Genomic DNA, 16,789 nt, shown 5'->3' with positions numbered 1-16,789 from the left:
TCACACAAAAGGGCCAGTTCGAGAGGATCAAACCTCCGAACTGGCCCTTAGCGCTGTGCCCCCGGCAGGATTCGAACCTGCGACACCCGCTTTAGGAGAGCGGTGCTCTATCCCCTGAGCTACGAAGGCGTAAGGCGAGGGTTTGTAGGAAACCTTGGGGAAAATCCAGCGAGTGGATCTTCGACGAGGCGTACAAGCCCGCTGGTCGGACGAGGCGCGGCACTTCCTGCGATGTTGCTCGGGCAGACAGTGGGGCGCGCGGACGACCGACCAGGGACAGCGTAGCGGATGTGCGTCGATGAGGGGTTTCCGTATCGGGCCGGCTCCGTGGGAGTGGAGGCGGTGGCCCTCCGGCCTGCTGTTCTTCGTGTGTCTGGGAGGGGGGGCGAGATGCGGTGCAGCGTGGGGTGGGGGCTGGGGCGTCCGTTCCCGGCGGCGTATGGGCCCTTGGCGGGGTGGCGATGATGCGCGGGGGCTACGGAAGGTCCCGGTGAGTGCCGCTGCCAGGGCGAGGATGCGTTCACGGGCCGGAAGGCGGGCCTCCATGTGTTCTGAAGGCTGTTCAGGAAGTCCAGTGGGTGGCGGTCTTGGTGGTGGGTGACGGATCGCGGATCGTGGATGGCGATGGGCCGGGCGTCGGCGAAGGGGGGCGTCCCCGTCGAAGGGGTGCCGTCATCGGGTTGTGCCGGTTCCGCTCAGGTGGTGCGGTGGGGTGGTGCGAAGGCGGTGCCGCCGCTGGTGGCCATCGGTGCGGTGGCCGTGCCGGGGAGCGTTGCGGTGTTGTCGGTCGTGGTGGTCCCGGCAGGGTCGGGGTTCTTGGCCGTGGCCGGCCTGGTGCTGTTGATCTCCATGGTCCTGTCGATCCAGCCCGCGTAGGCGGGCGCGCTGGTGTAGAGGCCGGGGCCCTGCGAGCACGGCACGTCCGGGGCGCCGGGCCCCGAGGTGACACCGATCAGTTCCCAGCGGCCGTTCCGGCCCTTCTGGACCTGCGGTCCGCCGGAGTCGCCGAAGCACGCCATGGCGTCGGGCACGGTGGTGATGGTGCACAGCCGGGTCCGGTTCGCGTAGCCGGGCGCGCACTCGGACTCGGCGCCCCTGCGGGTGTTCAGCTCCTGCAGCCGGTCCGGGAACCGGAACTCGGTGTCGACGGTGGTGCCGAAGCCCAGGAGCCGGGTAGGTGTGCCGGGCCGTCCGGGCTGCCCGGCGATCTTGATGGGTCGCTGGGGGACCGGGCGGTCCAGGCGTATCAGCGCGATGTCGTTCTTGTTGGGGGCCTTGCCGCCGCCGTTCGCATAGCCGGGGTGGATGAACGTCCGGTCGATCTTTCGGACGGTGCCGCCGGACTTGCGGTGGTCGCTGCCGACGCGCACGGTGCCGTCCAGTTCGAGGCCGTCGCCCGTTACGCAGTGGGCCGCCGTCAGCACCCACCGCTGGTCGATCAGGGACGCCCCACAGTTCCCGTCGTTCAGCCCGTGCGTGGGGGCCGACTCCGGGATGGTCGCCATGAACGGGTACCTCTCGGTGGAGTCCGATCCGTTGACGATGGCTCCGGCGCTGCCGGCCATGACGGTGGCGCAGACCGCGGCGGCGAGAGCGCCGACGGCAGCGGTGCGGGCGGTACGGCGGGGCAGCTGCTTGAAGCTGAACACAGAGGGTTTCCTTGTCGCCTGGTGGATCCGTATGTGCTCAGCCTTCTCGTCCGGGGCCTGCCGGACCATCCGGGCAGCGGGCCGGTCGGGGGTGTGGCCAGCCCCCTCCCCGTGCTGGGGAGAACATGTCCGTCCGGTGGGAGGCCGGTGCGGGGAGGCGTTGGTAAGGGGGCTGTTCATGGGGGCAGTTGGGGGTGGGCGTACCGTTCTGACTGACCAGCAAGAACCGTTGTTCAGCATGCGCGGGGGTGTACCCGCATGCCCGCATGCCGTGTCCGCACCGCACCGCGGATTCCGGGGCCTCCAGGTGCCGGGTGTTGTCGTACGGGCGGCCGGGGGAAGCGGCGTGGTGCGGGGCCGGGAGCCCCCGGGCCCGGACGTCGGGTGGCGCCTGACCGACGCCGCCCCGAAGGACCCCCATGAAACGCCCTCTTGTTCCTTTTCTGGCTGCCCTTGCCTGCGCCGTCGCGCTCATCGTCGGGATCACGACCGGAGGCGGTCCGGGCACGCCCGCGGGCTTCCACCGCGGCAAGGACGGCACGCTGACGATAGACAGTGCGCACCGTCCCGCCGCGCCGGACTTCATCGGGATGGACGCCGACGGGCGCCCGGTGAAGCTCGCCGACTACTCGGGGAAGACCGTCGTGGTCAACGCGTGGGCCTCCTGGTGCGAACCCTGCCGCAAGGAGACCCCGGCCCTGGTGCGCTACCACGAGAAGATGAAGGACCGGGGCGTCGTCGTCCTGGGGATCAACCGGGACGGTTCCGCCAATGCGGCGCGCGCCTTCGCCCGTGAGTTCCACATGCCCTACCCCAGCATTCTCGACCCCGGGGGCAAGCACCTCCTCTCGCTGCCCAAGGGCGTGCTGAACACCAAGGGTCTGCCCGTCACCCTTGTCGTGGACGAGCGGGGGCGGGTCGCCGCCACGGTGTCCGGGCCCCTCGGTGAAGGGAAGCTGGAGGGCCTTGTCGCCGCCGCGCGGGCCGGTTCCCCTGCCGCGCGCTGAGCGGGACGGGTTGTCTTGACGGGGGAGGGGTGCGGGCATAGCGTCGCGAATGTACCGATGACTGAGCAAGCGCTTAGATGCTGGAGAGGTCGTTCGTGCCGCACACCGACCCCGCCCCCGCCACCCCCGACCCGGCCCCGACGGACGCCGGGCGTATCGAAGCCGCGCTGACCGGGCCGGGAGCCCCGTTCGCCGTGGTGCGGGTGGAGGACGGGACGCACACCGGCTCGCTCGTGTACGCGGACGGGCCGAGGACGCTCCGTGAGTTCGTGGAGACCACCTGGGCCTTCGGGGACCAGCCGTTCCTGATCTCGGGGGAGCGCAGCTACTCGTACGCCGAGTTCTTCGCCGCCGCCTCCGCGCTGGCGTGCCGGATGACCGGGACGTACGGGCTGCGCCGGGGCGACCGGGCCGTTGTCGCGATGCGCAACCACCCCGAGTGGCAGATCGCCTTCTGGGCGGCGCAGCTGGCCGGCCTGGTCGCCGTACCGCTCAATGCCTGGTGGACCGAGGACGAGTTCGCGTACGCGCTGGACGACTGCGGGCCCCGGCTGCTCCTGGTGGACGGGGAGCGGCTGCCCGGGGTCGCCGGGTGGGCGGCGGAGAACGGGGCACGCGTGCTCGTCTTCCACGGGGAGGAGACGGCCCCGGACGGTACGGCCCCGGGTGGTACCTTTCCGGACGGTGTCGAGCGGTACGAGGACCTGCCCGCGCCCGATCCGCTCGCCGCGCCCCCCGAGGCCGGGATCCGGCCCGAGGACGACGCGACGATCATCTACACCTCCGGCACCACCGGCCGGCCCAAGGGTGCCGTCGCCACCCATCTCGCCCAGGTGGGGGCCGTGCTCAACCCGCGCTACCACGCGGCCGCCTCCGCGCTCGGGCGCGGGATCATCCCGGGGCAGGGGCCCGCCCCCGTGACGCTGCTGACGTTCCCGTTCTTCCACGTCGCCGCGTTCACCGGCTTCTACGCGGCGATGGCGGCGGGCGGCACCCTCGTCCTGATGCGGAAGTGGGACGCCGAGGAGGCGCTGCGGCTGATCCGCGAGCACGGCGTCACCCATTACGCCGGTGTCCCGGCCACCGCGCTCCAGCTGCTCGCCGCGGCCGAGCGGGCGGGCGACGGCCTGGAGAGCCTGCAGATGCTGAACACCGGCGGGGCCGCGGCCCCGCCCGATCTGGTCGCCCGGCTGACCGCCGGGCACGGTGACCGCATCGAACCCCGCAACGGCTACGGACTGACCGAGACCAGCGGCGGTGTCCTGGCGAACTTCGGCGCCGAGTACCGGCTCCACCCGGACAGCGTCGGCCGTCCGACCCCCACCACCGAGGTGCGGATTTCCGGGCCCGCGGGCGAGGCGCTGCCCGAGGGCGAGGTCGGTGAGCTGTGGCTGCGCGGCCAGTCCCTGGTCCGCGGCTACTGGCGCGACGAGGCGGCGACCGCGCGGGCGTTCGCCGGCGGATGGTTCCGTACCGGTGATCTCGCCGTGGTGCGGGAGGGGCGGGTCAACGTCGTCGACCGGATCAAGGACATGGTGATCCGCGGCGGGGAGAACGTGTACTGCGTGGAGGTCGAGGCGGTGCTGCACGACCACCCGGACGTCGAGGACGCGGCGGTGCTGGGGGTGGCGCACCCGGTTCTGGGCGAGGAGGTCGCGGCCGTCGTCCGGCTGCGGGACGGTGCCACTGTCACGGCCGAGGAGCTGAGGGCGCACGTCGGGCGGAGTCTGGCCGCGTTCAAGGTTCCGGCCCATGTGCTCGTGCGCGAGGAGCCGCTGCCCCGGAATCCGACCGGGAAGGTCCTCAAGCGTGAGCTGCGCGGGACCGTCGAGGCGGAGGTCCGGGGCGGCTGAGCGGCGAGGCCGGGCGGAGATGTCGTGTCGGGCGGGGCGTCGTCAGGGGCGGGTGATGCGGATCCGGTAGTTGCCCTTCTCGTCCTTGTCGACCACGGATATGCGTATCCCCTTGGCCCGGTCGGTGAAGGTCTCGCCGGGCCGGAAGGTGGCGTCGGAGAGTTCGGCGTGCACATTGGGCAGCCGGGTGCAGCCGGCGCTGCCCTTGGTGCTGTCGGTGACGGACACCGGGCCCTGTCCGGTGTCGACGTCCGAGCTCACCTTGTAGATCAGTACGCCCGGCTTGCAGACCGCCTGGTCGTTGCCGGCCTTGGTGCGTACCTCCACCGCGTAACCGGACTTGCCGCTCAGCGGTACGAACGCCAGCTTGGTGCCGCCGCGGGTGGCCAGCGGACCGAGCACGTGGTCGCTGGTGCCGGACCGGGCGGCGCAGCTGACCTGGCTGTTGTCCAGCCAGCCGAGCTTCCACTTGTGCCAGCCCAGCAGGTCGTTGTCGGCCCCCCAGTCCTCGGACATGATGTCCCAGTGCCCGACCGAGCCGCCGCCCTCCACCGTGTACAGGTCGGGGAGGCCGAAGACATGGCCGTTCTCGTGCGGCAGGACACGGAACCCGGTCTGTTTGAACGATCCCGAACCGTCGTCCTGGCGGCTGTAGATGAAGGACGTGTTGGAGAGCGGGACGCCGTCCGCCCGTGGGGCGTCGTCGTTGCCGGAGAAGGTCACGGACAGGACGGTGTCCAGGGCGGAGGGCCCGGCGTTCGGTGTGACCAGGATGTTGACCAGGTCGTACTTGGCGAAGTCCACCTTGCGGTCGGTGGCGGAGACGATGTCCTCGACGAGGTGGCGGTAGCCCGGTTCGTACGGTGCGCCCCGGTCTATCCCGTACTCCGAGAACGGCAGTGGCATCCGCAGCCAGGACTTCAGCGGGGTCTCGGGGATGTAGGTGAGCCGTCCGTACGACGCGGTCCGGAACCAGTCGGTGGTCCGCGGGAAGAATTCGGCGTACCGGTCCATCGCGGAACCGGCGCCCGGTGCGTCCGGGAAGTCGATCATCAGGTTGAGGGCGTGGATCTTGCCCGTGGAGCGGGCGTAGCCCTCCGGTGTCGGCATGCCCTCCGACATCTGTACGCCCATGGTCGCGGGTATCCGGCACGCGGCTATGCCTGCCGAACGGGCGGTGGCCACCGGGCCCGCCGAGGCTCTGCTGGCTATCGGGAGCGTGTTGCTGGCTGTGGCCATTGTGGCTATGACCAGGGCTGTCGTGGAGGCGAGCGCGATCGGGCGGCGGCGGTTGCGTATCCGGTGGCGGGGCTTTTGCATACAGGCGCCTCGGGGTCCGCGGCAGCCGGCCGACCCTGACTGCGCTCTGCGGATCAGCCTGTTGCGGGTGGTGCGGGGTCGCTCGTTGGGTGCGCCGTTCGGCTGATCTTCCACCCTGACACGTGACTCAGGTCACACCGCATGAGGGAAATAAGCGGGGACTGTTTCCCCGTTTGAACTCGTGTCCCCCGCGAAACGGGGAGGCGGTCCCCGGTTACGGGAGGGGCGTCAAGGGGTCGATGTGCGGTCGCCGTGGAGAACGGGGATCGTCGTAGAGGAAGAGGACAACCGTCGTGGACACCGTCAGCCGCACCGCCACCGGAGCGCCGCACCCCCGGACACCGCGTCCGCGGGCCGATGCGCTGCGCAACCGGGAGCGGATCGTGACGGCCGCGCGCGAGATGTTCGTCGAGTTCGGGCCCGATGTGCCGCTCGACGAGGTCGCCAGGCGTGCCGGCGTCGGCAACGCCACCCTCTACCGGAACTTCCCCGACCGGGCCGCACTGGTGCACGAGGTCGTGCTCGCGGTCACCTCCCGGACCACCGACCGGGCGGAGGAGGCGGCGGCCGCGGAGGCCGACCCCTTCGCCGCGCTCAGCCGCTTCGTGCACGCGGCGGCCGACGAGCGGATCGGGGCGCTGTGCCCGATGCTCTCCGGCGGCTTCGACAAGGACCATCCCGAATTGCTCGCCGAGCGCCGGCGCCTCGAAGAGGCGGTCGAGGGGCTCGTGTCGCGCGCCATGTCAGCGGGGCGGCTGCGCACCGACATCGCCGTCGGTGACGTACTCGTCGCCCTCTCCCAGCTCACCCGGCCGCTGCCCGGCATCGGCTGCCCGGACATCGACCGGTTCACGCACCGTCATCTACAGCTGTTCCTGGACGGACTTCAGGCCCCGGCCCGGTCCGAACTGCCCGGGACGGCAGCGACCTTGGAGGATCTGCGGCGCCGGCCATGACATCCGCACCGGGCTTCTGAACGGGCTTCCGAGCCAGGTTTCCGAGCCGGGCTTCTGAAACCGGGCTCCAGTGCCGGGCTTCCGATCCGGACTCAAGACCGGTCTCCAGGACCGGGCGCCCGGTGACGCGTCAGCCGCGCCTTGACCATTCCTTCCTTTCACCACCCGACCCTTCACCGTCCCTTTCACCACTCGACCCTTCACCGACTTCTCGGTTCACGACTCTTCGCGTGCGTGCGCATGCATGTGCGTCCTTAGGTGGATACCCCCATGTCAAAAACAGCCGATATCCGACTCCCGGACCCCAGTCGCTGGAAAGCGCTGGCGTTCATCGCCCTCGCGCAGCTGATGGTCGTGCTCGATGCCACGATCGTGAACATCGCGCTGCCGCACGCCCAGACGGCCCTGGGGATCTCCGATGCCAACAAGCAGTGGGTCATCACGGCGTACGCCCTCGCCTTCGGCGGGCTGCTGCTCTTCGGCGGCCGGATAGCCGACCTCTGGGGCCGTAAGCGGACCTTCGTCGTCGGTCTGATCGGCTTCGCGCTGGCCTCCGCACTCGGCGGCGTGGCACAGAACCAGGGCATGCTCTTCGGCTCCCGCGCCCTCCAGGGCGTCTTCGGGGCGCTGCTCGCCCCGGCCGCCCTGTCGCTGCTCGCCGTGATGTTCACCGATGCCAAGGAGCGCGCCAAGGCGTTCGGCATCTACGGTGCGATCGCCGGTGGCGGCGGCGCCGTCGGTCTGATCCTCGGCGGCTTCCTGACCCAGGCGCTCAACTGGCGCTGGACCTTCCTCGTCAACATCCCGTTCGCCGTCGTCGCGGCCGCGGGCGCGTACTTCGTGATCCGTGAGCCGGCCGGCAGCCGCAACCGCTCGCCGCTCGACGTCCCCGGCGTCGCCCTGTCCGCGCTGGGTCTGGTCTCGCTGGTGTACGGATTCACCCGGGCCGAGTCCGCCGGCTGGTCGGACGCGCTGACCATCGGCATGTTCGTCGCCTCCGGTGTGCTGCTGCTGTCCTTCGTCCTGACCGAGTCCCGGGTCAAGTCGCCGCTGCTGCCGCTGCGCGTGGTGCTGGACCGCAACCGTGGGGGTGTCTACCTCTCGCTGGGGCTGGCCATCATCGCGATGTTCGGGCTGTTCCTCTTCCTGACGTACTACCTCCAGGTCGTGAAGGGCTACTCGCCGATCAGGACCGGCTTCGCCTTCCTGCCGATGATCGCGGGCATGATCACGGGCTCGACGCAGATCGGTGCCCGGCTGATGACCCGGGTCCCGGCGCGCAAGCTCATGGGCCCCGGCTTCCTGACGGCGGCGGTCGGCATGCTGCTGCTGACGCAGCTGGAGATCGGCACCTCCTACGCCGGGCTCATCCTGCCCGCGCAGCTGCTGCTGGGTCTGGGCATGGGAACGGCGTTCATGCCGGCGATGTCGCTGGCCACGCACGGTGTCGAGCCCCGGGACTCGGGTGTCGCGTCCGCGATGGTCAACACCTCGCAGCAGGTGGGCGGTGCGATCGGTACAGCGCTGCTGAACACCATCGCCGCGTCGGCCGCGACGGCGTACGCCTCCTCGCACGCCGCGCTCGGTGCCAGGAACCCGGAGCTGCTGAAGCTCCAGTCGATGGTGCACGGCTTCACCGGCGCCATCTGGTGGGCCGTCGGCATCCTGGTGGTGGCCTCCGCGATCGCGGTGACCTTCATCAACGCCGGGCGTCCCTCGGCGGGCCCGGCGGTCGGAGCCTCCGGTTCGGGGAGCGCGGACGGTGTCGAGGACGAGTTCAAGATCCCGGTCGTCGCCCACTGAACGCCGAAGCGTGACGCGCGACGTGACACACGGGGTGCGATGTGACACGAAGGTGAAGTGAACGCGGCTGTGCCCCGGCTCCTGTCCGAAGGTCCGGACGGAACCGGGGCACAGCCGTGTCCGTACGTGTCCGGCTCAGCGCAGCCAGGGCAGATCCGCGTCCGTGCCCTCCGGCTGCAGTCCGGCGGCGACGACCTGCATGATCTCGCCCAGCGAGCGCACCTGCTCGGGCGTGAGCCGGTCGAACATCGCCTGGCGTACGGCGTCGACATGGCCCGGAGCGGACCGGCGCAGCATCTCGAAGCCCTCGTCGGTCAGGACCGCGTTCTGGCCCCGCTTGTCGGAGGGGCAGTCCTCGCGACGCACCCACCCGCTCTTCTCCAGCCGCGCGACGGCGTGCGAGAGCCGCGAGCGGGTGATCTTGGCGTCCTTGGCCAGCTCCGTCATCCGCTTCCGGCGGCGGGGGGCCTGGGAGAGCTGGACGAGCAGTCCGTAATAGATGTGCGGCATACCGGCATCGCGCTGCAACTGGCGGTCGAGGTGGTCCTCCATGAGCGTGGTGGCGTGGAGGTACGCGCGCCAGACGCTCTGCTCTTCGTCGGAGAGCCAGTGGGGCTCACCGGTGGATGCCGTGGTCATGTACTCCACTGTACGACCTTTTCTTGAAAGTTGAACTAGATAGAGCTAAGGTCTCCGAGGAGGGAAGCTTGAACATTAAAGAACCCTTCCTTCTCAAAAAGACGCCTGTAGAAGACATACCCGGATCAGCAGTGGATGGGGAGTGCCATGACAGTCACCGCGGAGCGCATGCCCGCCCTCTATCTCTCCCACGGCGCCCCGCCGCTGGCCGACGACCCGGTCTGGCCCGGTGAACTGGCCGCCTGGTCCGCCGGGCTGCCCCGCCCCCGCGCGATCCTGATGGTCTCCGCGCACTGGGAGGAGGCCCCGCTGGCCCTCGGGGCCACGGAGACGGTCCCGCTCGTCTACGACTTCTGGGGCTTTCCCGAGCACTACTACCGGGTGCGGTACGCCGCCCCGGGCGCCCCGGAGCTGGCGGAGAGCGTGCGCAAGCTGCTGCGCGGCGCCGGTACGCCGGTCCAGGACATCCCGGACCGCGGGCTCGACCACGGGGCGTACGTCCCGCTCGTGGAGATGTTCCCGGACGCCGACATCCCCGTGCTCCAGATCTCCATGCCGACGCTGGACCCGCAGAAGCTGATGGACATCGGGCGCAGGCTCGCGCCGCTGCGCGACGAGGGCGTGCTGATCGTCGGCAGCGGCTTCTTCACCCACAACCTGGCCGCCCTGCGGCACGCCGGCGGCGTGCCCGGCTGGTCGGCGGAGTTCGACGACTGGGGGAGCCGGGCACTCCAGGCGCAGGACATCGACGCGCTCCTCGACTTCGAGCGCAAGTCCCCGGCCGGCCGCCTGGCCCACCCCCGCACCGAGCACTTCGCGCCGCTCTTCGTGACGCTCGGCGCCTCGGAGGGCGAGCTGGACCAGGGGCGCAGTGTCATCGACGGGTTCTGGATGGGGCTCGCGAAGCGGTCGGTGCAGTTCGGCTGAGCCCGGTCCCCGCCCGGGCGCCGGTTCAGGCTCCCGTCACAGAGCCGGCGGGTTCAGTTCGATCGAGCGGAGTGTGGCGGCGAGGGCCGTCTCGTCGCCGACGTCCAGCGCGGTGTCGGTGAACTTGATGGTGTGGTCGTCGCCGTGCGCCGCCGCCCGTGCGAACAACTCGTCGGCGGAGGCGCCCGCCGGTGCGTACGGGGCGGCCTCGGCCGGGCTGTACGCGGCGGTGACCGCGGCGCTCGCCGCCCACGCGGCCTCCAGGCTCGGCGCCCACAGCTCGCGCGGGAGCGCGGGCAGGGCGCGCAGCACGGCATTGGGTGCGGTCGCGGCGTGCACCAGCATGATCGGCTCGCCGTGCCCGTGCGTGGCGAACCGGTGCGTCGCGGCCCGCACCAGCTCCGTCAGCCGGGCCCGCGCCTCGTCCGGGTCGCCGGTGAACCGCGGCGGCCACACCGGGAACCCGGTGAGCTGCGCCAGCCGGTCCCGGATGCCGCCGTCCTGCTCGGGCACCGGCGGTACGGCGTCCAGTGCGGCCGCGGCGGTGGGCGCGGGCGCCAGCGGGGCCAGTGCGGGCAGCGGCTGGTGGCGGGCGGCCCAGTAGCCGAGGCCGTGGGCCAGCTCGGCGATCCGGGGTGCGGTCGCCTCGCCGACGAGCAGGGTGCGTACGGAGTGGCCGACCCGGATCACGGGGTGGGTGGCGCCCGCCGCGATGCCGGGGAGCAGCCGCGGCCACCACTCGGCGAGTACGTCCCGCCAGGGGTGCTCGGTGGTCTCCCGCTCGAAGTACGCCGTCCAGTCGGCGATCCGGCGCGGGTCGCCGAGGGCCTCGCGCCAGTTCTCCGCCGTCACCCGGGCCGAGGCGTCCGGCATGTCCTCCAGCTTGTGGCTGTAGTGGTCGAGCCAGCGGTGCACGACCGGTGCCTGGCCGTGCCGGACCAGCGCCTCGACGGCCATCGGGCCGTGATTGCTCAGCCAGCCGTCGCGTTCGGGGCCCGAGGAGTGGAGGCGCTCCAGCGCCTCGTCGAGCGTTCCGGTGGTGTCGTCCGCGGTGTGCCTCGTGTCGTCCATACGCGAGCACGCTAGGCGCGGGGCCCGCGCGGCGTAACGGACCGGGGACCCGGATCGGTACCTGCCCGGGGACTAGGGCTGTGGCCCCAGCCGCTTCTCGTACCAGGCCACGTCCCAGTACCTGCCGAACTTCCGGCCCACCTCCGCGTACGTACCGACATGGCGGAAACCGAAGCGCGCGTGGAGCCGGCCGGAGGCGTCGTTGGGCTGGGCGACGCCCGCGTACGCCCGATGCAGGTCCTCGCCCGCGAGCGCCTCGAACAGGGAGGTGTAGAGCAGCGTGCCGATGCCGCGGCCGGTGGCCCACGGGGCGCAGTAGACGCTCACCTCGACCGAGGTCGCGTAGGCCGCCTTGGGGCGGAAAGCGCTGCTGGTGGCGTATCCCAGGACCGAAGCGGGGCCGACAACCCGGACATCCTGAGCAACCAGAAGACGGTGCGGGCCGTCTTCAGGGTGGGAACGCAACCAGGGCAGCCGCTGTTCTGGAGTGAAGGGAGTCGTGTCGAATGTGAGCGCGGTCTCACGTACGTAATGGTTGTAGATGTCCGTGAGCGCCACCAAATCACCCTCGACGCCCGGCCTGACCTGCACTTCTGTGGGACCCTCCGGCATGCGCACCCCCTTCGCGGCGGCACAGGGTACTGCATGATCGAGAAAATGAATGCCAGGCGTGGGAATTCTGTCCGGATTCCAGTCGTTGTTTCCATCGGATGCAGGGCACCCGGAAGGGTGTCGCGACCTACTCAGCAAGGGAGCACGCATGGCAACCCGTGCCGTCGCCCGTCGTTCGTCCGCCACCGGTGGGACCAGCCGGGCAAGCAGTGTTCGCGCCTCGGGCGGAGAGATCGCCGATCGCGACCTGGTCGGCATGTACCTGGACGAGATCGCGCGTACGCCACTGCTCGACGCCGCCAAGGAGGTCGAGCTGTCGCAGACCGTCGAGGCGGGTGTCTACGCCCGGCAGGTACTCGACGGCTCGGTGGACAGCGAAGCCGGCGGAGCCACGCGCGAGGAGCTGGAGGCGCTGGTCGCCGAGGGCGAGCGCGCCAAGGACATATTCATCCGCTCCAACCTCCGGCTCGTCGTTGCCGTCGCCCGCCGCTATCCGCGGGCCGGGCTGCCCCTGCTCGACCTGATCCAGGAGGGCAACGCCGGTCTGGTGCGCGCGGTCGAGAAGTTCGACTACGCCAAGGGCTTCAAGTTCTCCACGTACGCGACGTGGTGGATCCGTCAGGCCATCACCCGCTCCATAGCCGACCAGTCCCGTACGATCCGGCTCCCCGTCCACCTGGTGGAGGAGCTCGGCCGGATCCGCCGGGTGCAGCGCGAGTTCAACCGCGAGCACGGCCGTGAGCCGGAGCACACGGAGATCGCGGCCGAGCTGGACTCCACGCCGGAGCGCGTGGGCGACGTCCTGGACTGGGCCCGTGACCCGGTCAGCCTCAACATGTCCGTGGACGACGAGGGCGAGACCCAGTTCGGCGATCTGCTGGAGGACACCTCCGCGGTGTCGCCCGAGCAGTCGGTGATGACGCTGCTGCGCAGCGAGGAGCTGGAGGACCTGATCGGCAAGCTCGACAACCGCACCGCCTCCATCATCCGTATGAGGTACGGCATCGAGGACGGCCGCGAGCGGACCCTCACCGAGGTCGGCAAGCAGCACGGTCTGACCCGGGAGCGGATCCGCCAGATCGAGAAGCACGCGCTGCTCGAACTGAAGCGAATGGCCCACGACACGGGTTTTGACGCTGCGGCGTGAGCCTTCGTCCAGTAACATCCGAATTGGGTCGCTTCGCGTGACCCCCTTGAGCTGAGTCCCGGCGCCCACCCCCCCCTGGCGCCGGGGCTCATTCTTTTCAGGACCGGTGTGCTGCCCAGGACGGGTGTGCTGCCTCCGGCGCCCGTGTGCGGCCTTCGGGGCCGGTGCGCTGCTTCCAGTGCCCGTGTACTGCTTTCAGGGCCGGTGCACCTCGGAGACCCGGGTCAGCGGGCTGCCGCGCGGGTCAGACGGGCGCCCAGCTCTCCCAGATGGTCCACCAGCTGCGGCGGCTCGTGCGCGGTGAACTCGCAGTCCACCAGCGCCAGTCTGAGCGCCACCCACTCCAGCGAGTCCGCGAGCACCGCCCGCAGCCGGCAGCTGTTCTCGCCGGTCGGCTCCAACGGGCCGATCGACGCGGGCAGCCGCGCGGACACGAAGTCCGCCGGGGCCGCGAAGCTCACGTCGACCGCCAGCTCCGGCTGCCGCCGGGCGATGGAGCCGGCGAGGAACTGCGACGCGTCACCCGCGGGCAGCTCGCGCGGCGCGAACCGGGCCCCGGTCGCGAACGGCTCGCTCACCCGGTCGACCCGGAACGTACGCCAGGCCCCGCGCCCCAGGTCGTACGCGACGAGATACCAGCGCCACCCCGTGCTCACCAGCCGGTACGGTTCGGCCTCCCGCTTGGTCTCGGTGCCGTCGCCCGCGCGGTACGCGAAGCGCAGCCGTTCCTGCCCGGTGACCGCCGACGCGATCACGGTCAGCGTCCGCGGGTCGATGGTCGAGCCGTCGCCCCGGGTCAGCGGCATCGTCGCGTTCTGCAGGGTCGAGACCCGGTGCCGCAGCCGCGAGGGCAGCACCTGCTCCAGCTTCGCCAACGCCCGTACGGACGCCTCGTCCACCCCCTCGATGGCATGCCCGGCCCCCGCCCGCAGGCCCACCGCGATGGCCACCGCCTCCTCGTCGTCGAGGAGCAGCGGGGGCATCGCGGTGCCCGCGACGAGCCGGTAGCCGCCGACGGATCCGCGCGAGGCCTCGACCGGGTAGCCCAGCTCGCGGAGCCGGTCGATGTCGCGGCGGATGGTGCGCGGGCTGACGTCGAGCCGCTCGGCGAGCTCGCTCCCCGGCCACTCGCGGGGGGTCTGGAGGAGCGACAACAGATTCAGCAGTCGTGCCGGGGTGTCGGTCATGGCCTCGCCTTCTGCCGGGTGTCGGTCGTCTCACCAGGATGCGTACCTATTAGGTCATGGACCGACCTAATGACTGTCTAACTTCTTCCTATGACTTCTTCCTCATCTCTGCCGTCCACGGCATCCGGGCCCACGGTGTCCTCGGACCCGTCGGACCGGCGACGCTGGTTCGCGCTCGCCATCGTGATGACCGCGGCCTTCATGGACCTGGTCGACGTCACGATCGTCAACATCGCCATCCCGAGCATCCGCGAGGACACCGGCGCCTCGTTCAGCTCGATCCAGTGGATCACCGCCGGCTACTCGCTGGCGTTCGCGGCCGGTCTGATCACAGGTGGCCGGCTGGGTGACATCTACGGCCGCAAGCGGCTGTTCCTCATCGGCATAGGCGGCTTCACCCTGGCCTCCGCGCTCTGCGGTTTCGCCGCGAGTCCGGAGATGCTGGTCGCCTCCCGGATCCTCCAGGGCGGCACCGCCGCGCTGATGGTTCCGCAGGTGCTGTCGATCGTGCACGCCACCTTCCCGGCGCACGAGCGGGGCAAGGTCTTCGGTCTCTTCGGCGCGATCGTCGGCCTCGGCGCCGTGCTCGGGCCGCTGCTGGGCGCGCTGCTCACCGAGTGGAACATCGCCGGTCTCGAATGGCGCCCGATCTTCCTGATCAACCTGCCCGTCGGCATCGCCGGCCTGATCCTCGGCCGGAAGTTCATCACCGAGTCCAAGGCCCCGAAGGCGCTCCGGCTCGACCTGGTCGGCGTCGCCCTGGTGACCCTGGGGATGCTGATGCTGATCTACCCGCTGACCCGGGGCCACGAGCTGGGCTGGCCGCTGTGGGGCCATGTGTCGATGGTGGGCAGCCTGCTGGTGTTCCTGTTCCTGGTGCTGTTCGAGCGGGCGAAGGCGCGCAGGGACGGTTCGCCGCTGGTCGAGCTGTCGCTGTTCCGGGTCAAGAGCTTCGCCGCGGGCATCGCCGTGCAGCTGACCTTCGGTATCGGGCTCGGCATCTTCTTCCTGGTCTGGACGCTCTACATGCAGATGGGCCTCGGCTGGAGCGCGCTGCGGGCCGGTACGACGGGTATCCCGTTCTCGATCGCCGTGTCGCTCGCCGCCGGGATCTCCGTACAGAAGCTGGTGCCCCGCTTCGGCCGCAAGGTCCTCCAGACGGGCGCGCTGCTGATGATCGCCGGCCTGCTCCTCTACATCTGGGAGTCCGACCGGTACGGCATGGGCATCACGTCCTGGCAGATGGCGCTGCCGCTGGTGGTCATGGGCCTCGGGATGGGGCTGATCGTGGCGCCGCTGACGGACGCGGTGCTCTCCGGGGTGCCCAAGGAGCACTCCGGTTCGGCCTCCGGGCTGATCAACACTGTGCAGCAGATGGGCAACGCGCTCGGGCTCGGGCTGGTCTCGGTGGTCTTCCTCGGCGCGATCGGTGACCGACTGGCGCCGCAGGAGGTGGGCCCGGCGTTCGCGGAGGCGTTCCGGCACTCGCTGTGGTGGGTGGCCGGGGTGCTCGCGGTGATCTTCCTGGTGATGTTCGCGCTGCCCGCGCGGTCGCGGCAGCACGTGGAGGGCGGCGACGAGGCCGTGGACGCGGCGGGTGTCGCGGACGCGGCGGACACGATGGGCGTCGAGGGCCCGGCGGGCGGCTCCGGGAGCGCCAAGGAGCCCGCGCTGACCCCCTGACCGGACTTCCGCCGGGATGGGCGAAGAGGGATGAGCAGGACGGTGCCCGCACCCGGGAAGGGTGCGGGCACCGTCCTGCCCGCGTCTGTGCCGGCCCAGGGGCAGGGAGCCCCCGGCGCCGGTCAGCAGATGCGCGTGCGGTTCTCCATGGCTCCGCGCGCGGTGTCCTCGTCGCCGTACACCTCGCACATGTGGCGGCCGTCCGGCGTGGCCGTGTGCTCGACCTCCCACAGGCTCGTCTCGCTGCCGTCGAGAAGCAGGAAGGCGTGCTCGTACAGCGTGAATCCGGCGTCCCGCCCGTCCACCCGGCACTGCCGTCCGAAGACCTGGGTGATGTGGTGGGCGAAGGCGGCGCGCAGCAGCCGGGCGGTCTCCTCGCCGGGACCGTCGCTGTTCTCCGCGCGGCGCAGGACGCGGCGGGCGTGGTCGGCGGAGTTGTCCGGGGCGTACATCCGGGGCAGCGGGGCCGGGGGAGCCGCCATCAGAACCGTCAGTATCTCCAGGTCGGCCTGGGGCCCGTCGTCCCCGAACACCGGGACTTCGCCGAAGCTGCCGGTCAGCCGGGCGGCCGCGACATGGGCATCGGCCTCGTCGTCGTACAACTCGTGGTGCATGAGGTCGGGTTCCGTGCGGAACCGCGGGTCCGTCGCACTCCGCGGACCGCCGTGCACCAGCTCCCACAGGGTGAGAGGAGTGCCGTCGGACAGCAGATATGTGTGCTGGTAGGTCTCGCGGTGAAGTACGGAACTGTGGTGCGAGGAGTGCAGGGAACTGCTGTGGGCGAGCGCGGTACCGAGTCTCTCGACCGTGCTGTCGGGCAGGTCGAAAGAGTTGAGTGCCCGTCGCAGGAGTCGCTCGAGGTGCTGCTCGGTTGTCTCGTACGGATCGCTCAAGGTGCTGTCTCCAGGCCGTTGCCGCGTGTTACTTGCTGCGTG

14 protein-coding genes and 1 tRNA gene are annotated in these 16,789 nt (G+C 70.6%); 7 read left to right on the top strand and 8 right to left on the bottom strand.

Annotated features, from left to right (window positions below; genetic code table 11):
* Positions 1–56: 56 nt before the first annotated feature.
* Together AB0D53_RS38280 and AB0D53_RS38275 are read right to left on the bottom strand one after the other, a co-directional pair.
* A tRNA-Arg gene (locus AB0D53_RS38280) sits at positions 57–129 on the bottom strand.
* Positions 130–695: 566 nt separating this feature from the next.
* Positions 696–1,649, bottom strand: a complete 954-nt coding sequence (locus AB0D53_RS38275) for a serine protease (RefSeq protein WP_362453981.1) — start codon at positions 1,647–1,649, stop codon at positions 696–698.
* Positions 1,650–2,068: 419 nt separating this feature from the next.
* Here AB0D53_RS38275 and AB0D53_RS38270 point away from each other — a divergent pair, with 419 nt between their 5' ends.
* Positions 2,069–2,656 carry a TlpA disulfide reductase family protein gene (locus tag AB0D53_RS38270; RefSeq protein ID WP_362453980.1) on the top strand — a complete coding sequence of 196 codons (588 nt, stop codon included), beginning with the start codon at positions 2,069–2,071 and terminating at the stop codon, positions 2,654–2,656.
* 95 nt (positions 2,657–2,751) lie between these two features.
* Positions 2,752–4,509, top strand: coding sequence for a class I adenylate-forming enzyme family protein (locus AB0D53_RS38265; RefSeq protein WP_362454011.1), 1,758 nt, complete (start codon positions 2,752–2,754; stop codon positions 4,507–4,509).
* Between the two features lie 42 nt (positions 4,510–4,551).
* Here AB0D53_RS38265 and AB0D53_RS38260 read toward each other — a convergent pair whose 3' ends face one another.
* Positions 4,552–5,829 carry a M6 family metalloprotease domain-containing protein gene (locus AB0D53_RS38260; protein ID WP_362453979.1) on the bottom strand — a complete coding sequence of 426 codons (1,278 nt, stop codon included), beginning with the start codon at positions 5,827–5,829 and terminating at the stop codon, positions 4,552–4,554.
* 293 nt (positions 5,830–6,122) lie between these two features.
* Between AB0D53_RS38260 and AB0D53_RS38255 the strand changes: the two genes are divergently transcribed.
* Positions 6,123–6,785, top strand: coding sequence for a TetR/AcrR family transcriptional regulator (locus tag AB0D53_RS38255; RefSeq protein ID WP_362453978.1), 663 nt, complete (start codon positions 6,123–6,125; stop codon positions 6,783–6,785).
* 270 nt (positions 6,786–7,055) lie between these two features.
* Positions 7,056–8,588, top strand: a complete 1,533-nt coding sequence (locus tag AB0D53_RS38250; RefSeq protein ID WP_362453977.1) for an MFS transporter — start codon at positions 7,056–7,058, stop codon at positions 8,586–8,588.
* Between the two features lie 135 nt (positions 8,589–8,723).
* On the opposite strand, the gene AB0D53_RS38245 is transcribed toward AB0D53_RS38250, so the two are convergent.
* Positions 8,724–9,236, bottom strand: a complete 513-nt coding sequence (locus AB0D53_RS38245; protein ID WP_329818474.1) for a MarR family transcriptional regulator — start codon at positions 9,234–9,236, stop codon at positions 8,724–8,726.
* 138 nt (positions 9,237–9,374) lie between these two features.
* On the opposite strand from AB0D53_RS38245, the gene AB0D53_RS38240 reads away from it, so the two are divergent.
* Positions 9,375–10,154: a class III extradiol ring-cleavage dioxygenase gene (locus AB0D53_RS38240; protein ID WP_362453976.1), complete on the top strand. Its 780-nt coding sequence runs from the start codon at positions 9,375–9,377 to the stop codon at positions 10,152–10,154.
* A gap of 36 nt (positions 10,155–10,190) precedes the next feature.
* On the opposite strand, the gene AB0D53_RS38235 is transcribed toward AB0D53_RS38240, so the two are convergent.
* Together AB0D53_RS38235 and AB0D53_RS38230 are read right to left on the bottom strand one after the other, a co-directional pair.
* Complete coding sequence (locus AB0D53_RS38235; protein ID WP_362453975.1) at positions 10,191–11,225, bottom strand: questin oxidase family protein; 1,035 nt, start codon at positions 11,223–11,225, stop codon at positions 10,191–10,193.
* Positions 11,226–11,297: 72 nt separating this feature from the next.
* Entirely contained in the window at positions 11,298–11,837 is a 540-nt protein-coding gene (locus AB0D53_RS38230) for an N-acetyltransferase family protein (protein ID WP_362453974.1), read from the bottom strand.
* A gap of 148 nt (positions 11,838–11,985) precedes the next feature.
* On the opposite strand from AB0D53_RS38230, the gene AB0D53_RS38225 reads away from it, so the two are divergent.
* Positions 11,986–12,984, top strand: coding sequence for a sigma-70 family RNA polymerase sigma factor (locus AB0D53_RS38225; RefSeq protein ID WP_362453973.1), 999 nt, complete (start codon positions 11,986–11,988; stop codon positions 12,982–12,984).
* 224 nt (positions 12,985–13,208) lie between these two features.
* Here the strand turns inward: AB0D53_RS38225 and AB0D53_RS38220 are convergent, their stop codons facing one another.
* Positions 13,209–14,171 (bottom strand): transcriptional regulator, encoded by a 963-nt coding sequence (locus AB0D53_RS38220; RefSeq protein ID WP_362453972.1) that lies wholly within the window; start codon positions 14,169–14,171, stop codon positions 13,209–13,211.
* Between the two features lie 90 nt (positions 14,172–14,261).
* Here AB0D53_RS38220 and AB0D53_RS38215 point away from each other — a divergent pair, with 90 nt between their 5' ends.
* On the top strand, positions 14,262–15,854 hold the full coding sequence (locus AB0D53_RS38215) for an MFS transporter (protein WP_362453971.1): 1,593 nt from the start codon (positions 14,262–14,264) through the stop codon (positions 15,852–15,854).
* A gap of 122 nt (positions 15,855–15,976) precedes the next feature.
* On the opposite strand, the gene AB0D53_RS38210 is transcribed toward AB0D53_RS38215, so the two are convergent.
* Positions 15,977–16,747, bottom strand: coding sequence for a DUF6227 family protein (locus tag AB0D53_RS38210; RefSeq protein WP_329818467.1), 771 nt, complete (start codon positions 16,745–16,747; stop codon positions 15,977–15,979).
* Positions 16,748–16,789: the final 42 nt, after the last annotated feature.

Source organism: Streptomyces sp. NPDC048295 (assembly GCF_040652135.1).
Classification (GTDB): Bacteria; Actinomycetota; Actinomycetes; order Streptomycetales; family Streptomycetaceae; genus Streptomyces.
The sequence above is the reverse complement of the archived record's forward strand: the minus strand, read 5'-3'. Positions and strand labels throughout refer to the sequence as shown.

Excerpts from the sequence above, each read along its gene's own strand:
- AB0D53_RS38220 (WP_362453972.1), bottom strand. The coding sequence starts at position 14,171 with ATGACCGACACCCCGGCACGACTGCTGAATCTGTTGTCGCTCCTCCAG.
- AB0D53_RS38230 (WP_362453974.1), bottom strand. The coding sequence starts at position 11,837 with ATGCCGGAGGGTCCCACAGAAGTGCAGGTCAGGCCGGGCGTCGAGGGT.
- AB0D53_RS38270 (WP_362453980.1), top strand. The coding sequence starts at position 2,069 with ATGAAACGCCCTCTTGTTCCTTTTCTGGCTGCCCTTGCCTGCGCCGTC.
- AB0D53_RS38215 (WP_362453971.1), top strand. The coding sequence starts at position 14,262 with ATGACTTCTTCCTCATCTCTGCCGTCCACGGCATCCGGGCCCACGGTG.
- AB0D53_RS38250 (WP_362453977.1), top strand. The coding sequence starts at position 7,056 with ATGTCAAAAACAGCCGATATCCGACTCCCGGACCCCAGTCGCTGGAAA.
- AB0D53_RS38240 (WP_362453976.1), top strand. The coding sequence starts at position 9,375 with ATGACAGTCACCGCGGAGCGCATGCCCGCCCTCTATCTCTCCCACGGC.
- AB0D53_RS38260 (WP_362453979.1), bottom strand. The coding sequence starts at position 5,829 with ATGCAAAAGCCCCGCCACCGGATACGCAACCGCCGCCGCCCGATCGCG.
- AB0D53_RS38225 (WP_362453973.1), top strand. The coding sequence starts at position 11,986 with ATGGCAACCCGTGCCGTCGCCCGTCGTTCGTCCGCCACCGGTGGGACC.
- AB0D53_RS38235 (WP_362453975.1), bottom strand. The coding sequence starts at position 11,225 with ATGGACGACACGAGGCACACCGCGGACGACACCACCGGAACGCTCGAC.